This window comes from Allochromatium warmingii, assembly GCF_900107145.1.
GTDB classification, from domain to species: Bacteria; Pseudomonadota; Gammaproteobacteria; order Chromatiales; family Chromatiaceae; genus Thermochromatium; species Thermochromatium warmingii.
This window is the reverse complement of sequence record NZ_FNOW01000009.1, coordinates 12356-29674: the sequence shown is the minus strand read 5'-3', so window position 1 is coordinate 29674 and position 17319 is coordinate 12356. Positions and strand designations below refer to the sequence as shown.

Annotated in this window: 16 protein-coding genes and 1 tRNA gene; 5 read left to right on the top strand and 12 right to left on the bottom strand. The window is 53.8% G+C overall.

Going from position 1 to position 17319, the window contains the following annotated elements; genetic code table 11:
* The first annotated feature begins 63 nt into the window (after positions 1–63).
* From BLW10_RS04315 to carA, 5 genes are all read left to right on the top strand, one after another.
* Complete coding sequence (locus BLW10_RS04315; RefSeq protein ID WP_091332571.1) at positions 64–1101, top strand: ATP-grasp domain-containing protein; 1038 nt, start codon at positions 64–66, stop codon at positions 1099–1101.
* Positions 1098–2231: a phosphoribosyltransferase domain-containing protein gene (locus tag BLW10_RS04310; protein WP_091332570.1), complete on the top strand. Its 1134-nt coding sequence runs from the start codon at positions 1098–1100 to the stop codon at positions 2229–2231. Before BLW10_RS04315 ends, BLW10_RS04310 begins: the two co-directional genes overlap by 4 nt.
* Before the next feature lie 51 nt (positions 2232–2282).
* Complete coding sequence (locus tag BLW10_RS04305; protein ID WP_091332569.1) at positions 2283–2861, top strand: TerD family protein; 579 nt, start codon at positions 2283–2285, stop codon at positions 2859–2861.
* Positions 2858–4048: a TerD family protein gene (locus BLW10_RS04300; RefSeq protein ID WP_091332568.1), complete on the top strand. Its 1191-nt coding sequence runs from the start codon at positions 2858–2860 to the stop codon at positions 4046–4048. The genes BLW10_RS04305 and BLW10_RS04300 overlap by 4 nt, the downstream gene beginning before the upstream one ends.
* Before the next feature lie 193 nt (positions 4049–4241).
* Positions 4242–5396 carry a glutamine-hydrolyzing carbamoyl-phosphate synthase small subunit gene (carA, locus tag BLW10_RS04295; RefSeq protein WP_091332623.1) on the top strand — a complete coding sequence of 385 codons (1155 nt, stop codon included), beginning with the start codon at positions 4242–4244 and terminating at the stop codon, positions 5394–5396.
* Positions 5397–5430: 34 nt separating this feature from the next.
* On the opposite strand, the gene rsgA is transcribed toward carA, so the two are convergent.
* From rsgA to BLW10_RS04235, 12 genes are all read right to left on the bottom strand, one after another.
* Complete coding sequence (gene rsgA / locus BLW10_RS04290; RefSeq protein WP_091332567.1) at positions 5431–6429, bottom strand: ribosome small subunit-dependent GTPase A; 999 nt, start codon at positions 6427–6429, stop codon at positions 5431–5433.
* Between the two features lie 13 nt (positions 6430–6442).
* Positions 6443–6832 (bottom strand): preQ(1) synthase, encoded by a 390-nt coding sequence (gene queF, locus BLW10_RS04285; RefSeq protein ID WP_091332566.1) that lies wholly within the window; start codon positions 6830–6832, stop codon positions 6443–6445.
* A gap of 135 nt (positions 6833–6967) precedes the next feature.
* Positions 6968–7044, bottom strand: a tRNA-Arg gene (locus BLW10_RS04280).
* A 74-nt stretch (positions 7045–7118) separates the two neighbouring features.
* On the bottom strand, positions 7119–8186 hold the full coding sequence (aroB, locus tag BLW10_RS04275) for a 3-dehydroquinate synthase (protein WP_091332565.1): 1068 nt from the start codon (positions 8184–8186) through the stop codon (positions 7119–7121).
* A gap of 2 nt (positions 8187–8188) precedes the next feature.
* Complete coding sequence (aroK, locus tag BLW10_RS04270; RefSeq protein ID WP_091332564.1) at positions 8189–8713, bottom strand: shikimate kinase AroK; 525 nt, start codon at positions 8711–8713, stop codon at positions 8189–8191.
* A 56-nt stretch (positions 8714–8769) separates the two neighbouring features.
* Entirely contained in the window at positions 8770–11079 is a 2310-nt protein-coding gene (locus BLW10_RS04265; RefSeq protein WP_091332563.1) for a type IV pilus secretin PilQ, read from the bottom strand.
* A gap of 20 nt (positions 11080–11099) precedes the next feature.
* Positions 11100–11624: a pilus assembly protein PilP gene (locus tag BLW10_RS04260; protein WP_245709085.1), complete on the bottom strand. Its 525-nt coding sequence runs from the start codon at positions 11622–11624 to the stop codon at positions 11100–11102.
* Positions 11624–12214 carry a type IV pilus inner membrane component PilO gene (locus BLW10_RS04255; RefSeq protein WP_091332562.1) on the bottom strand — a complete coding sequence of 197 codons (591 nt, stop codon included), beginning with the start codon at positions 12212–12214 and terminating at the stop codon, positions 11624–11626. The genes BLW10_RS04260 and BLW10_RS04255 overlap by 1 nt, the downstream gene beginning before the upstream one ends.
* Before the next feature lie 81 nt (positions 12215–12295).
* Positions 12296–12856: a PilN domain-containing protein gene (locus tag BLW10_RS04250; RefSeq protein ID WP_091332561.1), complete on the bottom strand. Its 561-nt coding sequence runs from the start codon at positions 12854–12856 to the stop codon at positions 12296–12298.
* Positions 12856–13920 carry a pilus assembly protein PilM gene (locus tag BLW10_RS04245; RefSeq protein ID WP_091332560.1) on the bottom strand — a complete coding sequence of 355 codons (1065 nt, stop codon included), beginning with the start codon at positions 13918–13920 and terminating at the stop codon, positions 12856–12858. Before BLW10_RS04245 ends, BLW10_RS04250 begins: the two co-directional genes overlap by 1 nt.
* Before the next feature lie 217 nt (positions 13921–14137).
* Positions 14138–15433 (bottom strand): citrate synthase, encoded by a 1296-nt coding sequence (locus BLW10_RS04240; RefSeq protein ID WP_091332559.1) that lies wholly within the window; start codon positions 15431–15433, stop codon positions 14138–14140.
* Between the two features lie 115 nt (positions 15434–15548).
* Positions 15549–16808 carry a malic enzyme-like NAD(P)-binding protein gene (locus tag BLW10_RS04235; RefSeq protein WP_091332558.1) on the bottom strand — a complete coding sequence of 420 codons (1260 nt, stop codon included), beginning with the start codon at positions 16806–16808 and terminating at the stop codon, positions 15549–15551.
* Between the last annotated feature and the right edge of the window lie 511 nt (positions 16809–17319).

Here is a 17319-nt window from a genome sequence, read left to right as displayed (position 1 = left end):
ATCATCCTGTCAATCCTGAAATATCCTGTTAATCCTGTCTCAATTCAAATCTAATCAATCACCATGACCCGCGTTTGGTTTAATCGCACCTTTTCTAACGTCCGCACGCTGTTTGAGCTGATTCGCCGTGCTGATACGGCCGCTGATTTCACGCTGATTTGCACCCATCCCGAACCGAGTTTCCCCGGCTTTACGCTGGCCCATGAATATGCGCTCGAACCGGCGGAGTTAAGCGACGCGGAGTATCTCGATTTCTGTCTCGACTTCTGCCGCACGCACCGCATCGATGCGCTCTGGCCAGGGAAAACAGCGCACCTGCTTGCCGAACAGCGCGACCGCTTTGCCGCCAATGGGGTGCGGGTGCTGGCGGTCGCCGCACCCGAAGTGCTCGACCGATTACACGATAAGGCGCAGTTTGCGCTCGCGGCCCGCCACTGCCATATCCCACCACCGGAAACCATCGCGTTTCGTACTGCCGCTGAGTTCGAGGCAGCCTATGAGCGCCTGAGCTTCAGCCATGCAACGCTGTGTATTAAACCAGCGCAGGGCGTGAATGGCGCGGGTTTTCGGGTGATTCAGCCCGGCAATGCTGGACTCGACGCGCTGGCGCGGGATGAGCTGTACACCATTTCGTTAGCCTGTCTGCGTCAACGGTTAGCTGTCACGCCGTCGGCGCAAACGTGGCTGCTGATGGAATATCTCGACGGCACAGAATACAGCGTCGATGCGGTCGGCGATGGGCAGCGCGTGCGGGCGTTGGTGCAACGCGCTAAAACTACGGGGCGTGGCTATGGTCAGCGGCTGGTGGCACGGGCTGATTTGACGCAGGCCGTAAACGAATTGACGGCACAATTTGGCTTAACTGGATTGTTTAATATTCAGTTCCGCGCTGGACGGCATGGGCTGCGCCTGCTTGAAATCAATCCACGTTTTGCCGGTGGCATCGGTTACAGCGGCGCGGCGGGCATCAATCTGCCGTATTTGGCGCTACACGGTATGATTCACGGCTTTGCATCTGCAACCCAGACCGCCCCGCAGCATGCGCCTGAGATGACCGTGCTCGAAGTCGCACACTATCTGCGTCATGAGGACGCCGTATGATCGAACGCAGTGTGTCATTAGCCACTGGTTTACTGCGGGTGCGCGTGCATCAGGCCGCCTTTGCGCTCGACGATCTCTGTGGCTTTGCAGCGCGACACAATCCCCGACGCGGCTTTCTTTTTTTGAGCAAGGTGCTCGGCAAGCATTGGCCGGCGACGCCGACCCAGATGCGCCAGATTCATACCTATTTAGCTAGTCAGCTTCAGCTTGGTGCGGGGCCGTGGCTGTTTGTGGCGATGGCCGAGACCGCGACCGGCTTAGGTCAAGGCGTGTTCGAGGCGCTGCTAGAACGTCAGCCCGACGCCGAGGCGCTGTTCAGCCATTCGACCCGCTATCAGATCGCCGACCGTCCGGCGCTTGATTTTCAAGAAACTCACTGTCACGCGCCTGATCAGTTGCTTTATGAGCCGATAGCGCCCGAATTACGCCAGCGATTTCGCACAGCGCGAGAGCTGATTTTGATCGACGATGAACTCAGCACCGGCAATACCCTGTGTAATTTAGTGACCGCGTATCGGCGCATCAATCCACATTTGGAGCGCGTTCACATCGTCACCATCACTCAATTGAGCGGCGCGGACAGCGCGGCGCGTTTGACAGCACGACTCGGATTGCCGGTTGCGTGTGTTGCCGCGCTTCAGGGCGAATTTAGCTTTGAACCCGCCGCCGACTGGCACCGCGCACCGCCGCCGCCAGCAGTCGGCGACAATCGGCTGGCCGCCGCCGATCTGGCGGAACACTGTGGACGGTTCGGCATCGACCGCCCGCTGACGCTGCCCGCTGCTGATCTTGCCGATCTGAGCGATGGGCTGGAGTCGGGCGCGTCGCTGCTGGTGCTCGGTACCGGCGAGTTTATGCACGCTGCGTTTCGGGTCGGGCTGGCGCTAGAAGCGCAAGGCTTTCAGGTCAGGGTACAAGCCACCAGTCGTTCTCCGATTTTGCTCGGCGCTGATGTTGGGCGGCGGCTGGTCTTTGCGGATAATTACGGCGAGGGCATTGTGAATTATCTTTACAATGTCAATCCCGCTGACTATGCGCGGATCATCGTCTGTCATGAAACACCGCGTGCGGGTCTCGATGACGTGTTGCAACAGCTTGGGCCACATCAGCGCACCTATCGGCTGCTGTGACTGATCAAATCATGGTTAAATCATTAACCGCTTACTCAGGAGTCATTTGCGATGGCAATTAGTCTAAATAAAGGCGGCAACGTCAATCTGAGCAAAGAAGCGCCTAATCTGGAAAACGTGCTCATTGGTTTAGGTTGGGATGCACGCGCTACGGATGGCCAAGCATTTGACCTCGATGCCAGCGTCTTTATGGTCAAAAGTGATGGCAAGGTGCCCAATGACAGCCATTTTATTTTTTATAACCAACTCAAATCACCCGACGGCTCAGTCGAACACACCGGCGATAATCTCACCGGCGATGGCGAAGGCGATGATGAATCCGTGCAGGTCACGCTGTCGCGAGTACCGGCTGAAATTCAACGGCTAGTGATTGTGGTCACCATTCATGACGCCGACGCCCGACGCCAGAATTTCGGTCAGGTAAGTAATGCATTTGTGCGCATTGTCAACCGTGATAATCATCAAGAAGTGGTGCGCTTTGATTTATCAGAAGATTATTCAACTGAAACCGCGATGATTTTCGGTGAAATTTACCGTCACGGCGGTGATTGGAAATTCCGTGCTGTCGGACAAGGCTATGCGGGTGGATTACGGGCATTGGCGCTGCAACATGGAGTGAATGTCGGATGAATTTACTGCGCGGACAACGCGCCAAGATCGCCGATCTGGTGCCGACTGGTCAGCGCCTAACGCTGGGCGTGGCGATTGACGCGCCCGGCTTGATCCTCGATTTTGCCTGTTTTGGGCTGGATGCGCAGGGTCAATTATCCGATGAACGGTATATGACCTTTTTCAACCAGCCTAGCTCACCCTGTGGTGGCGTGCGGTTAGACGCGCCGCTCGGCGATCAGGCAGGCTTTGCCATTGATTTAGCGCGTCTGCCGCCGAGCATCGTCCGCTTGACCATCACCGCTGCGCTTGACGGCACGGGCACCATGTCACGGATTGGGCGCGGGCATGTGCGCGTGATGGATGGCAGCCGCGAGGCCGCACGGTTTGCCTTCAGCGGCGCGGATTTTGCCGAAGAACGCGCCCTGATGCTGCTAGAACTCTACCGCAAAGATCGAATCTGGCGCATCTGCGCCCTCGGGCAGGGCTTTAATGGCGGATTAGCGGCGCTGGTCGCGCATTTTGGCGGCACGGTCGCAACCGAGATCAGTGCCCCACCGCCCCCTTCACCGCCCAAGCCATCACCAGCAGTCAATCTCAATAAAATCACGCTCGAAAAACGCGGCAATTCGATTTCATTACAAAAAGAGCCGCATACCGCGCATGGCGAGATATTGATTAATCTTAAATGGCGCTCAGTATCTGGTGCCAAAAAAGGCTTTTTGAGCGGCTTGATCGGTAATAATCGCACCGATTTAGATGTCGGGTGTTTGTATGAATTGATGAACGGTGAAAAAAGCGCGGTGCAGGCGCTAGGTAATACCTTCGGCAATTATACTAGCCCGCCCTATATTGCGCTTGATGCTGATGATCGCACCGGATTGAGCGCCAGCGGCGAGAATCTGCGGATCAATGGTCAGCATTGGGAGCAGATCCGGCGCGTGTTGATTTATGCCTTTATTTATGAAGGCGCACCGAATTGGGCTGAAGCCGAGGCCCGCATTACGCTCAAAATGCCGGGTCAGCCAGAAATCGAAGTGCGGCTTGATTCACACCGCAATGATCGCCCGATGTGCGCGATTGCGCTGTTAGAAAATCAAGGCGGCGCGGTCAAAATTACGAAGCTGGTTGATTATCATCGCGGGCATTTGGATATGGATCAGGCGCATCATTGGGGGCTGGAATGGGTGCGGGGGAGTAAGGATTGAGCCTGTATTATCTAGCGCCGCATACATCATCAAATTGATGGCCGCATTGGGCCAGCCAGCGTGCGTGGACAGTCCCGCAGCGGTTCTCTAAAATGCTTCAGCATCAGCGCGTCGCACGCTCAGCGACGTTGCAATATATCCGCGTTGTTGATCTAGGATGATCGCCCGTCTAGCCCCCCATTTGGAGACTCTCTTGAGAAAACCCGCGATTTTGGTTCTGGAAGACGGCTCGGTCTTTCGCGGAACGTCGATCGGTGCCGACGGCTCCAGCGTCGGTGAGGTCGTATTCAATACGTCGATGTCCGGCTATCAGGAAATCCTGACCGATCCCTCGTATCTGCGCCAGCTTGTGACCCTGACTTATCCACATATCGGCAATGTCGGCGCGAATCCCGAAGATGATGAATCGGGCATCATTCAAGCAGCGGGACTCATCGTGCGCGATCTGCCGACGCGGGCGAGCAATTTTCGTCTCACCGAAGCCCTCGACGCCTATCTGATTCGTCATAATGTGGTCGGGATTGCTGACATTGACACCCGCCGCCTCACGCGCTTGCTCCGCGAACACGGCGCACAAAACGGCTGTATTCAGGCCGGCGAGAATCTTGATGAAGCCGCTGCACTGGCTCAGGCGCGGGCTTTTCCAGGACTCAAGGGCATGGATTTAGCGCAACACGCTTCGACGACTGAAGCCTACCCGTGGACACAGGGTTCATGGACGCTCGATGGCGGTCTGCCCGATTCGCTCAAACCGGTCGGCGGCAAGCTGCCCTATCATGTTGTCGCCTATGACTATGGCATCAAGCGCAATATCTTGCGGATGCTGGTTGATCGCGGCTGTCATGTCACTGTGGTTCCGGCGCACATGCCCGCTGCGACTGTGCTGGCGCTTGAACCGGACGGCGTATTTCTCTCCAATGGCCCGGGCGATCCTGCGCCCTGTGATTATGCCATCACAGCGATTCGTGAACTGCTGAAAACCGATATTCCGCTGTTCGGCATCTGTCTCGGGCATCAGTTGCTGGGGCTGGCCTGCGGTGCGCAGACGCTCAAAATGAAGTTCGGTCATCATGGCGCGAATCATCCGGTGCAGGATCTCAAAACCGGCGCGGTGATGATTAGCAGCCAGAATCACGGCTTTGCGGTCGATGAGGCGAGCTTGCCGGAGACGCTAACGGCGACGCATCGCTCGCTGTTCGACGGGTCATTACAGGGGATTCACCATCGGCAGCGTCCGGCGTTCAGCTTTCAGGGGCATCCTGAAGCCAGCCCGGGGCCGCATGATGTCGCGCCAGTGTTCGATCACTTTATTGAGCTGATGCGGGCGCGTCAAGCACTGCCCAGATAATACCGCGCAGCGCCTTATTCGCTTAATTCACTGATCAATCACCCAGCAAATGATGAAAATTCGCCAGCCGTTCGGGGGCAATTTGGCCCTCAGCGACGGCTTGACGAATCGCGCAATCCGGCTCGTGCGTGTGCCGACAATCGCCAAAGCGACAGCGACCCAAATAGGGGCGAAATTCTCGAAATCCCTGTTGTAACTCAGCGCGGTCGAGTGCGCCAAGCCGAAAACTGCGCACGCCAGGTGAATCAATCAAAAACCCATCGCCCCGCAACCGATAACAGGTCGCCGCTGAGGTGGTGTGGCGTCCGAGTCCGGTCGCCTGCGACAGTCGCCCGATCTGAATTGCTTGATCCGGCAACAGGTGTTGCACCAGCGACGATTTACCGACCCCCGATTGACCAACCAGCACGCTGGTCTGGCCGGCGAGTTCCGAGACGAGCGCGTCGAGCGATTGCGGTTCGAGCACGCTAATCCAAAATGTTCGGTAGCCAATCGCCGCGTAATGGGCAAATCGTGCTTGAAAAGCATCGCGTTCGGCGGATGTGGGCAGCAGATCCATCTTATTGCCGACCACAATCGCTGCTACGCCGATGCGCTCGGCAGCAACCAAATATTGATCAATGAGATAGCCGCTTGGCTCCGGCTCAGGCGCGATGAGAATAGCGAGCCGCGTGAGATTAGCCGCAAGTGGTTTATCACGTCCGCTGTAATCAGGGCGGCTCAGGGTGCTGATGCGCGGCAGAATCGCAGTGACGACGCCCTGACCGTCCGGCAGACGCTGCCACACGACGCGATCCCCGCACACCACATGCCCGATATTTTGACGCGCCAGACAGTGAATCAACTGCCCGTGCGCATCTTCGACTGCGAGATGTGCCCCATGTCGCACCACAACGCGCCCGGCTTCGGGTGCTAACTCGGCATCGATTTCAGCCAACGCCAGTTCGGGGCGGGTGGCGAGCCGCTCGCGGCGGCGCTCCTGAATCGCTTGGATGCGTTCGATCTGGCGGGCGGAGAGGCGGCGTTTGGTCAAATCAGCCGCCGCATTAGGGCAGCATGACCGGCTGCGGTGGCTGCCAGTCGGCGGCGCGATGCTCGACGACAACCGTAGTATAGATGCCGCCGCGCACGTTGAACTCAGCGGTCAGGCGCATAAAACGCGGAGCGGTCGCCTCGACCAGATCACCGAGAATGCGATTGGTCACGGCCTCATGGAAGCCGCCTTCATCCCGATACGACCAGACGTAGGTTTTGAGCGATTTCAGCTCAACGCAGTGCTGTTCGGGCACATATTCCAGCGTCAATTCGGCAAAATCTGGCTGGCCAGTTTTAGGGCAAAGACAGGTAAACTCAGGCACGCGAATACGGATCGTATAATCACGTTCGGGTTGCGGATTCGGGAAGGTTTCGAGCGATTTGCTCGGGGCGCTGGGCATGGTTCGGGTCTCCATCAAAATGCGGCCATCTAAAATAATGGGATCGCGGGCGCGGCGGACACACGGCGGCGCTGGCTGAGCGTGCGATGAGTGCGAATGCGGGACTAAACAGCGGTGCGGTCAGTCATGCGGAATTGGCGCGCCCGACAGGATTCGAACCTGTGACCCCAGCCTTCGGAGGGCTGTACTCTATCCATCTGAGCTACGGGCGCGTACTAGAGGGCTATGCATTATGCCTGTCGGCAAGCGGTTCGTCAAAGGCCACTGCGGTGAAAAAGCTGGCGGCTCAACCCAAACTGTGCAGCAGCGCGTCCTGTGCAAATTCACTGGTCACGACAGCTTCACCGAGTTGTTTCAGCAACACCAAGCGCAATTGACCGGCGAGCACTTTTTTATCCACTGCCATCAGTTCGCGCATCCGTTCCGGGGACAGATGTGCTGGACGAGCGGTGGGCAAGCTGGCGCTGGCGATCAGATGGCGGGCGCGTTCGAGTTCCGCGTCTGTCAGCCAGCCGAGATGCGCTGAAAGTGTCGCCGCAAGACACATGCCCGCGCCGACGGCTTCGCCATGCAGCCATTCACCATAGCCGACGCCGGTTTCAATCGCGTGGCCAAAGGTGTGGCCAAAATTGAGTAGAGCGCGGCTGCCGGATTCAAACTCATCTTCGGCGACAATTTGCGCCTTGAGTTCGCACGAGCGCCAAATGGCGTGCGCGAGGGCATCGGGGTCGCGTGACATCAGCCCAGTCATGTGGCATTCGAGCCAATCGAGAAAGGCCGCATCACGGATAAAACCGTATTTGAGTACTTCGGCCAATCCCGCCGACAGTTCGCGCTGTGGCAGAGTGCTGAGGGTATCGGTGTCGGCGATGACGGCGCGGGGCTGATGAAATGCGCCGATCATGTTTTTGCCAGCGGGATGATTGATGCCGGTTTTACCGCCAACGGATGAATCGACCTGTGCCAGCAGCGTCGTCGGGACTTGAATAAACGCCACGCCGCGCTGATAACAGGCCGCTGCAAAGCCAGTCATGTCGCCGATCACGCCGCCACCGAGTGCAATCAAGGTGCAATCACGGGCAAAGCGTTCTTTTAACAGCGCGTCGAAAATCTGGTTCCAGATCTCAAGCGTTTTATAACTCTCGCCGTCGGGCAAGATCACTTCGCGCACCTGATAGCCGTCGAGAGCGTGGCGCACCGCTTCCAGATACAGTGGCGCAACGGTGGTGTTGCTGACGATTAGTACCTGTGTACCGCGCAGGTGCGGACGATAGAGGTCAGCGTGATGCAGCAGACCGGAACCGATGTGGATCGGATAACTGCGTGCGCCCAGTTCGACAGTCAGTGTTCGCATGATTAAACGTCCTCGGATTCGAGGCGGCGGCAAATTTCTTTGACGACCGAGCTAGTGCCGCGTTTTTCGGTGGAGACGACGAGATCGGCGACTTGGCGATAGAGCGGTTCGCGCTCGGCCATGATTTCGCGCAGACGTTCGAGTGGATCTTCGGTTTCGATCAGTGGGCGGTTGCGGTCACGGGCGGTACGGGCGTATTGCTGTTCGGGGCTGCAATGCAGGTAGATGACGACGCCGCGTGCCGAGAGGTCTTGGCGATTTTCGGGGTTCAGCACTGCGCCACCGCCAGTGGCGAGCACGATGCGTTCCTCGGTAACGAGTTGTTCGATGACGTGGCGTTCGCGGACGCGAAAACCGGCTTCGCCTTCGAACTCGAAGATGGTGGGGATATCGACGCCGGTGCGGCGCTGGATTTCGTGGTCGCTGTCCTTGAAGGTGTAGGACAGCGCCTCGGCCAGTTGGCGTCCGACGGTACTTTTGCCGGCACCCATAGGGCCGACGATGAAGATATTCTGTGCACGTAACATGGCGAGAGGTATGCCAGATTTTGGGCGCTAACGCAAGTTAGGCTTTTTTTAGGGGTTCAGTTTTGCGCCATATCTCGGCTGAGGATTTTGGGCGTCACGAAGATCAGTAATTCAGAATTGCTGTCTGATCTAGCTTCATTTTTAAATAAGCGCCCTAGTACAGGAATATCCCCTAACCAGGGAACCTGTTCTTTATTATATGAGCGTGTGCGTTCATAGACGCCGCCCAACACAACTGTTTCGCCATTATCGACTAAAACTGATGTTTCAACTGAATTTGTATCGATTGGATAGCCATCAGGTGTCAACTGAGAATAGTTAGCAGCATCTTTACTTACAACCAAATCCATAATGACTCGCTGATCTGGAGTAATGTGAGGTGTTACATTAAGCTGAAGCATGGCTTCCTTAAATGATGTGGTAGTTCCATCTTCAGAAACAGTTTTGTAAGGAATTTGCTGGCCCATTTTAATGGTAGCTTGTTTTTGATCTGAAGTAATAACACGCGGACTTGAAACAATTTCACCACGCCCTTCTCTTTGCATTGCAGAGAGTTCGAGTTGCAGTAAATAAGAACCAACTTTTCCGATTAAAAAATTAACAGATCCAGAAGCTCCCGCTACTGGTAGATTAGTAATAATATTAGCCATATCAGATCCACTCGAAGATATTGCTGAATTATAAGAAACACCTCCAGTATTCAATCCAAATGGCCCTGTATCATAGTTAGCAGTACCAGTAAGATATCCGTTTTCTCCGCCACTGATAAGCATTTCATTCCCACCTACGCTACCAATCGATCCGGATACCCCAAAACGAACACCAAGATCACGCGCAAAATTACTATTTGCTGTAACAACCCGCGATTCGATTAATACTTGTTGTGTTGGGATGTCAATTTTAGCAATGATCGGCATGATTTTATTGATTTGTTCACGTGTATCAATAACGACTAGGGTATTTGTTCTTTCATCTGCTGTCACTTTGCCGCGTGGTGATAGCATGTTTTCTTGTGAAAAATTCATTGAGTTTGTTTTATCTTCTGCGCCAGTTACTGATTCTCCATCTACCGATCTCCCGCTAGATACAGAAGCTGTTTTCGATCCACCACCCTGTAAAAACGAAGCAACATCGACCGCTTTCGCATAATTAATTTTGACAAATTCTGTTACTAATGGTGCAAGCTCGGCAATTTTTTTCATTGATTCCATTTCGACCTGCTCTTGCGCTGCTAATTCTTGCGCCGGAGCCACCATCATCACATTTCCATTCTGCCGCATTGCCAATCCCTTTGTTTTCAAAATAATATCTAACGCCTGATCCCAGGGCACATTTTTTAATCGCAACGTAATATTTCCGCCAACCGTATCACTCGCCACCAAATTCATATCCGTAAAATCTGCGAGCACCTGCAACACCGCCCGCACCTCAATATCCTGAAAATTCAACGACAACCGCTCACCATCATACACCACCTTCTGCCGTGCAATTTCTTCCTTCTCTGCTGCCGTTAACGACCGAAAATCCAGCGTAAATAATTCATCCGTTTGATACGCCATATAATCAAATTCACCCTGCGTCTGCACCTCAATTTCAACATTCGCGCCACTACTCCGCGACTCAACCATCGTCACTGGCGTCGCAAAATCCACCACATCCAACCGCCGATATAATCGCTGCGGCAATGATGTTTGATACAAATCCACATATACGCGACTCGCCTGCTCACGCACTGCCACCCGCGTATCTGCGCTCGGCAGCCGAATGACAACCCGCCCCTCGCCGGTATCACCACGGCGGAAATTAATATCTCGCACCGCTGGCCCAGGATTCGCTGCGACCCGTTGCGCACGCGGGAGTTGCGTCCAAGCTGGAGCCTCGGATTGTGCCGCTGCTGCATTCGCTACTGGCGATGATGCGGATGCTAAATTAGCCCGCGCCTGACCTGCTACCTTAATCGTAATTTGATTACCCGCTGTGCTCACTTCATACGGCATCGGATCAGTTAAATTCAACACGACTCGCGTGCGATTGCTCGCCTCTACTGCCACCAAACTATGTACTGGCCCCAGACCAATCGGCACCGATTTACTGGCTAATTGACTATTCACCCCAGGTAAATCAAGCGCAATCCGCGCTGGAGAATCCGTCGCAAATGCCTGAGGTTGCGCAATCGGCCCAGTTAAATTTAACTGAATTTGAATTTGATTCCCTGGTAAACTCGAAAACTGCACATCGCGCAATTCAACCGCCAACGCTGGAGTTGCTATTAGCATCCATACCATCACCGCGCTAATCAATCGACGAGATTGCTTCCAACTATTTATCATCCCAGCAGCGCAGTCATATTGATTTAGACGGTTCATCGCTGTCTCTCCAAACTTTTTTATTGACTTAGCGCCACAGCGGCTGGTCGTTCGCGCCATTGACCTGGTGCATCCGACACAATTTCAGTTAACTGGAGACCATCTTGGTTAATCGCAATGATTTGACCATGATTCTGCCCCAGATAATTCCCAACAGTCACACGATGCACAACCCCTGCTTTAGTCCGAATCAAAGCCCAACGCGAGCCATGCTGCTCTAGTGTGCCAACCATGCGCAATGAATCCAGCGGATAATTTTCAAGCTCTTCGCGTGGTCGATTCGGATCAGGTGTTGGCCCGCTATCAGTTGGTAAAGGCGCAGTCGTTGTTGCTGTTTTTGCATCCGATTGAAATGGATTGCGGCGCTCACCCGGCTCATAGACAAAGGTCTCAACCGGCTTCATTTCTGGCAAGGGTTCAATGGGGGCAGGTGGACGCGCATTAATCCGTTTCACTTCATTTTGCAAATCGGTCATATCCGTTTCGCCACAACCCGCTAACAGCACGGCCATCGTCAACCATACACTGAGATGCTTGCTGCTCATCATTTCGCCTCATCTTGCAGATAGCGATAGGTCTTAACTATAGCCTGTAGCGAATCAGTGGCCGCTTTGTCACTCCCGCCCTGAATCCGGACGTTATGAATCGTCACAATACGCGGTAGAGCTGCTAAACCACTAACAAAACGCCCGAAATCATGATATTGACCGCGCACACGAATTTGTATCGGCAATTCTGCGTAAAATTCCCGCGTCGCTTCATTATTTGGCTGAAATAGCTCAAATTCTAAACCATTTGCTAATCCAGTTTGTGAGACATCAACCAGCAATGCTGCGACTTCAGTGCGATTCGGCAACTGTTTTAGCATCGCGCCAAATGATTGCTCCATATCAGCAAGTTGATTACGATAGTTTTCTAAATTTGCGGCTTTTTGCTGCTTTTTTGTCAGATCAGCAAGCGCAGCTTGTTCAGCACGCTGTTCTGCAGCAAGTCGCTCGCGTTGCGGACTGGTATCGTAATGATAGGCTAATCCAGCCAACACAATACAAACCAAACCAATAGCAACCGCTTTAATCGGTTTTGGCCATTCGCCGAAGTCGTTGAAATCAATTTGATTGAGTTCGTTGAGATCCATAAACGATTCTCGTGCGAATAGCGATAACAGGCAATTTAAAGCTGCAACGCTTAGGCGTTATTGTCCGGTTTGTCGCTGTTGTTAGGTTTTCGGCTTAGGCTTGGTAGCGATTTGGCTAAATGACAACCGAAAATGACTCAGCCCGGTATCGGTTTTTTCTTTATTTTCAATCAGCATTAAACGCGGCTGACCGATGGTTTTGGATCCTTCGATGCGGCGCATAAAGGTCGAAACCCGCGCATTCGACTGTGCTCGCCCTTCGACTGTTACCGAACGCTCGGCTTGTTCGAGTTTCGTCAAATACACGCCTTCCGGCAACGCATTGACTAATTCATCAAACAGCCGCACGATTTCAGGACGACTGGTTTGTAACCGCTGAATAATATCCATCCGTGCGAGCAAATCCGCTTTAGTTTTTTCAATTTCGGCGATTTCTTTAATCTTACGATCTAATACGCTAATTTCAGTTTTGAGATATTGCACCCGCGCCTGTTGATAGCTAATACGATCCTCGAAATAAAAATGCACTAAGGCGATGACACCAACCATCGCGCCGAACGCGACTCCTAATAGCGTGATAAATTCCTGCCGCCGCTGTTGACGTGCCGCTTCACGCCAGGGCAAAAGATTGATGCGTGCCATCAGTCAAACCCTCGCAATGCCAAGCCAACCGCTACCATCATGCTCGATGCTTCGTGTAGCAACGCTTTAGATTGAATGCGCGGCGAAACGGTCATTTGGGTAAATGGATTGGCCACAACTGTTGGAATTTTCAGCCGATCTTCAATAATCACATCAATGCGCGGGATGCTTGCCGGGCCACCAGTTAAGAGCAACCGATCAATATTGTTAAATGTCGTACCAGAATAGAAAAATTGCAGAGCACGACCGATTTGTTGCGCTAATGCTTCTTTAAATGGATTTAAGACCTCAACGCCATAATTATCCGCAACATTGCCCTCACGAATTTTTGGGACAGCTTCTTCTTCGGTTAAACCATAGCGGCGTTGCACTTCTTCGCGTAATTGACGACCACCAAAATTTTGTTCGCGGATGTACAGACTGCGACCACCGCTAAAAACATGCAGCGTCGTTGTTGATGCGCCGACATCGACCACCCCTAAAATGCCCGCTTCTTTATCCGCTGAACGCGGCAAATCGAGTAATGTTGAGCAGGCGTTTTCAATTGCATAGGCTTCGATATCAACAACAATTGGGATTAAATCAGCAATTTCTAGCACACTAACCCGATCATCAACATTTTCACGCCGTGAGGCAGCGAGCAAGATATCAACTAACGTTGGGTCATTCGATGAGGGGCCGAGTACATTAAAATCGAGATTAACTTCTTCGAGCGGATAGGGGATGTATTGATCGGCGTCGAGCTGAATTTGCGCTTCAATTTCTGCCTCTTTGAATACAGCCGGCAGATTGATCACTTTGGTAATAACTGCTGAACCGGCCAGCGCCACGGCAGCCCGCTTCGCCTTAGTACCTGAGCGACGCAGTGCCCGCCGAATACTTTCGGCAACAACATCATGCTCAATGATCTTTTTTTCGACAATCGCCGTTTTGGGCAACGGTTCGATGGCGTAATGCTCGACACGAAAAGTTGTCGCCGTGCGCGACAACTCGATTAACTTGACAGCGGTCGTGCCGATGTCGATCCCCAAGAGCGGACTGTTTTTGCGCATGAGGCCAAGCATGATCGCGTCATCTCGCTGGTCAGAGGTCGGTGTGTGCTGGGATACGCTCAGACGTCAGCAACACCGGATACCGGAGTTCGAGAAATACCACGCATCATTATAGGCACATCATGCTTGATGTCGATGGTATTATTTTTCCAACATACGCACACGCACTGACCGATTGTGGGCAGCATCTAAGCGGTAATTGTTGCACTAATACAACAAATCGCGCTGTTCACCGCTTGGACAGCGGCAAATAATCGCGCTGCCCGGGGCCACGATAAATCTGGCGTGGCCGACCGATCCGATTATTCGGATCATCCATCATTTCTAGCCAGTGCGACACCCAACCGACAGTCCGGGCTACGGCAAACATCACCGTAAACATATTACGCGGAATGCCGAGTGCCTGATAAATAATTCCCGAATAAAAATCGACATTCGGATAGAGCTTGCGCTCGACAAAATATTCATCATTGAGCGCGATTTCTTCCAATTTCATCGCTAACTCAAATAGCGGGTTATTAATATCGGCGAGTTCATCAAGCACCTGATGACAGACTTCGCGGATAATTTTGGCGCGTGGATCATAATTTTTATAGACCCGATGCCCAAACCCCATGAGCCGGAATGGATCGTCTTTATCTTTGGCTTTTTCAATATATTTCGGCACATTGCTGACATCGCCGATTTCTAGCAGCATATCCAGCACCGCTTCATTGGCACCGCCATGCGCTGGCCCCCAGAGTGAAGCAATCCCAGCGGCAATACAGGCAAACGGATTGGCCCCGGAACTACCGGCTAATCGCACCGTTGAGGTGCTGGCATTTTGCTCGTGATCGGCATGGAGGATGAATAATAAATTCATCGCTTTTTCAGCAATCAGCGTCGGCTTATAATCTTCGCACGGCGTGGCAAACATCATGCGCAAAAAATTCGCGCAATAGCGCAGATCATTGCGTGGATAAATAATTGGCTCGCCAATGCTGTGTTTATAGGCGGCGGCGGCAATGGTAGGAATTTTGGCAATCAACCGATGCGCCGCAATTTCACGATGACGCGGATCGTTGACGCTGAGTGAGTCGTGATAAAACGCCGAGAGTGAACCAACGACCCCCATGAGCATTGCCATTGGGTGCGCGTCATAATGAAAGCCATTGAGAAAGTTTTTCAGGTTCTCGTTGAGCATGGTGTGACGCATAATCAACCGCTCAAAACTAACGAGTTCCTTTTTTGCCGGTAATTCACCGTAGAGTAATAAATAGGCGACTTCTAAAAAACTGGCTTTGGTGGCTAATTGTTCAATCGGATATCCGCGATAGAGCAAAATGCCCTGTTCGCCGTCGATATAGGTGATACGGCTATTACAGCTTGCTGTGGACATAAAGCCCGGATCATAGGTAAAAAATCCGGCTTCGCGGTATAAAGACGAGATATCGACCGCTGGCGGCCCCATCGTTCCCTGTCGCAGTGGAAAGTCACGGCTATCGCCCGTGAGATTATTCGTGACGGTGATGGTTTCGTTCGTCATAGGCGGATTCCTAAACACGGCGGGTGTCGTGCAGAATACGCTTAAATCTGCTGCGACACCGTATTGCCGGTGAATGAGCCATCGATCCGAATCAACGCGATCGAACAGGTGAAGATCAGTGCGTGGCGGGTAAACGCGCCACACCGCTGTCACGCGCCGCTTGCGCAACTGCTGCGGGTACACGCTCCCGCAAGCGCGGATCGAACGGCTTGGGAATAATGTAATCCGGCCCAAAACGCAAATCGGTCAGCCCGTAGGCGGCCAGCACCTCGGGCGGCACCGGCTCGCGGGCCAGCGTGCGCAGCGCTTCGACGGCGGCAATCTGCATCGCTTCATTGATGCACGCGGCGCGGACATCGAGTGCGCCACGGAAAATAAAGGGAAAGCCGAGTACATTGTTGATTTGATTGGGATAATCCGAACGGCCAGTGGCCATAATCAGATCATCGCGTACCGCCAGCGCCACCGCTGGGCGGATTTCGGGCACTGGATTGGACAGCGCGAACACGATGGGGCGCGGGGCCATCGTCGCCAACATTTCAGGCGTGACGAGATCCGGCCCCGACACGCCAATCAAGACATCGGCATCGCGCATCGCATCGGCCAGTGTGCGCTGTTCAGTTTCGACCGCTACACTCCGTTTATAGGGGTTGAGGTCGGTGCGTGCGCTGTGAATGACGCCCTGCCGATCAATGCAAAAAATGCGCTCCGGCTGGGCACCAAGCGCCACTAGCAGCCGCACGCCCGCAATGCCCGCTGCGCCTGCGCCGAGCACCACGATCTGTGCTTCAGCGAGCGTTTTGCCTTGCAGCTCTAATGCGTTGAGCAGTCCGGCGGCAATGATGATCGCGGTGCCGTGCTGATCGTCGTGAAAAACTGGAATATCGAGCCGTTCGCGCAATGCGTGCTCGATTTCAAAGCAATGCGGCGCGGCGATGTCTTCCAAATTGATGCCGCCAAAGGTCGGCGCAATGCGGGCAACGGTGTCGATGAACGCCTGTGGACTCTCGGCGTTGACCTCGATGTCAAAACAGTCGATGTCGGCAAACCGCTTAAATAACACGGCTTTGCCTTCCATCACCGGCTTGCCGGCAAGACTGCCGACATTACCTAACCCGAGTACGGCGGTGCCGTCGGTGATGACCGCGACGAGATTGCCTTTATTGGTGTAACGATAGGCGAGATCGGGATCGGCATGAATCTGACGCACCGGCTCGGCGACGCCGGGGGTGTAAGCCAGCGACAAATCGTGCTGAGTTACGGCCGGCTTCGTCACCTCGGTGCCGATTTTGCCCGGTCGCGGCAACGCATGAAAATCAAGTGCCTGACGGTTGAGGTCGGCGTCAAGCGACGCTGAATGCTCGGAATCGGTCACAGTGGTCTAGTCTGCTGCATTTAACTTGAGCGAACGTGCTCAATGGATTTATCTGCACTTGGTTGACGCAGCGAACCGCCCAACTCAAGCCCGTGACGCTCAGTGGCGCCGGATTCCCTCAATCGATCAAGCTCTCCAGAGGTTTCATCCCCGTGCGGTAAAGCGCCAAACCGAAGTCTGGCCACTTGCAATGTCCTCTATCAGCTCGTCGTTAAACCGCTGTTAGCGGTCTCAAGCAATGCTCATCCTGAGCATCTGTCAATACGTTTGAGCAAAAATCAGCGATCAGTTAGCAGCTCCGCAGAGTGCAAACTAAAGACGCCCTCGCTCGACGAGCTTCCGGAGTCCATGACAGCGGGGTGACGGGGCGGAACGCACGCGGGCAGGCAAACAAAACAGGCGACATCATCGTCGCGGGCGGGCAGCGAGTCAAATCGAGTCAACTCGGTTGGGTTGTGCGCACACGAAAAGCATTAGCGTGCCGGACGCTGATGTGTACGCACCGCGAGAC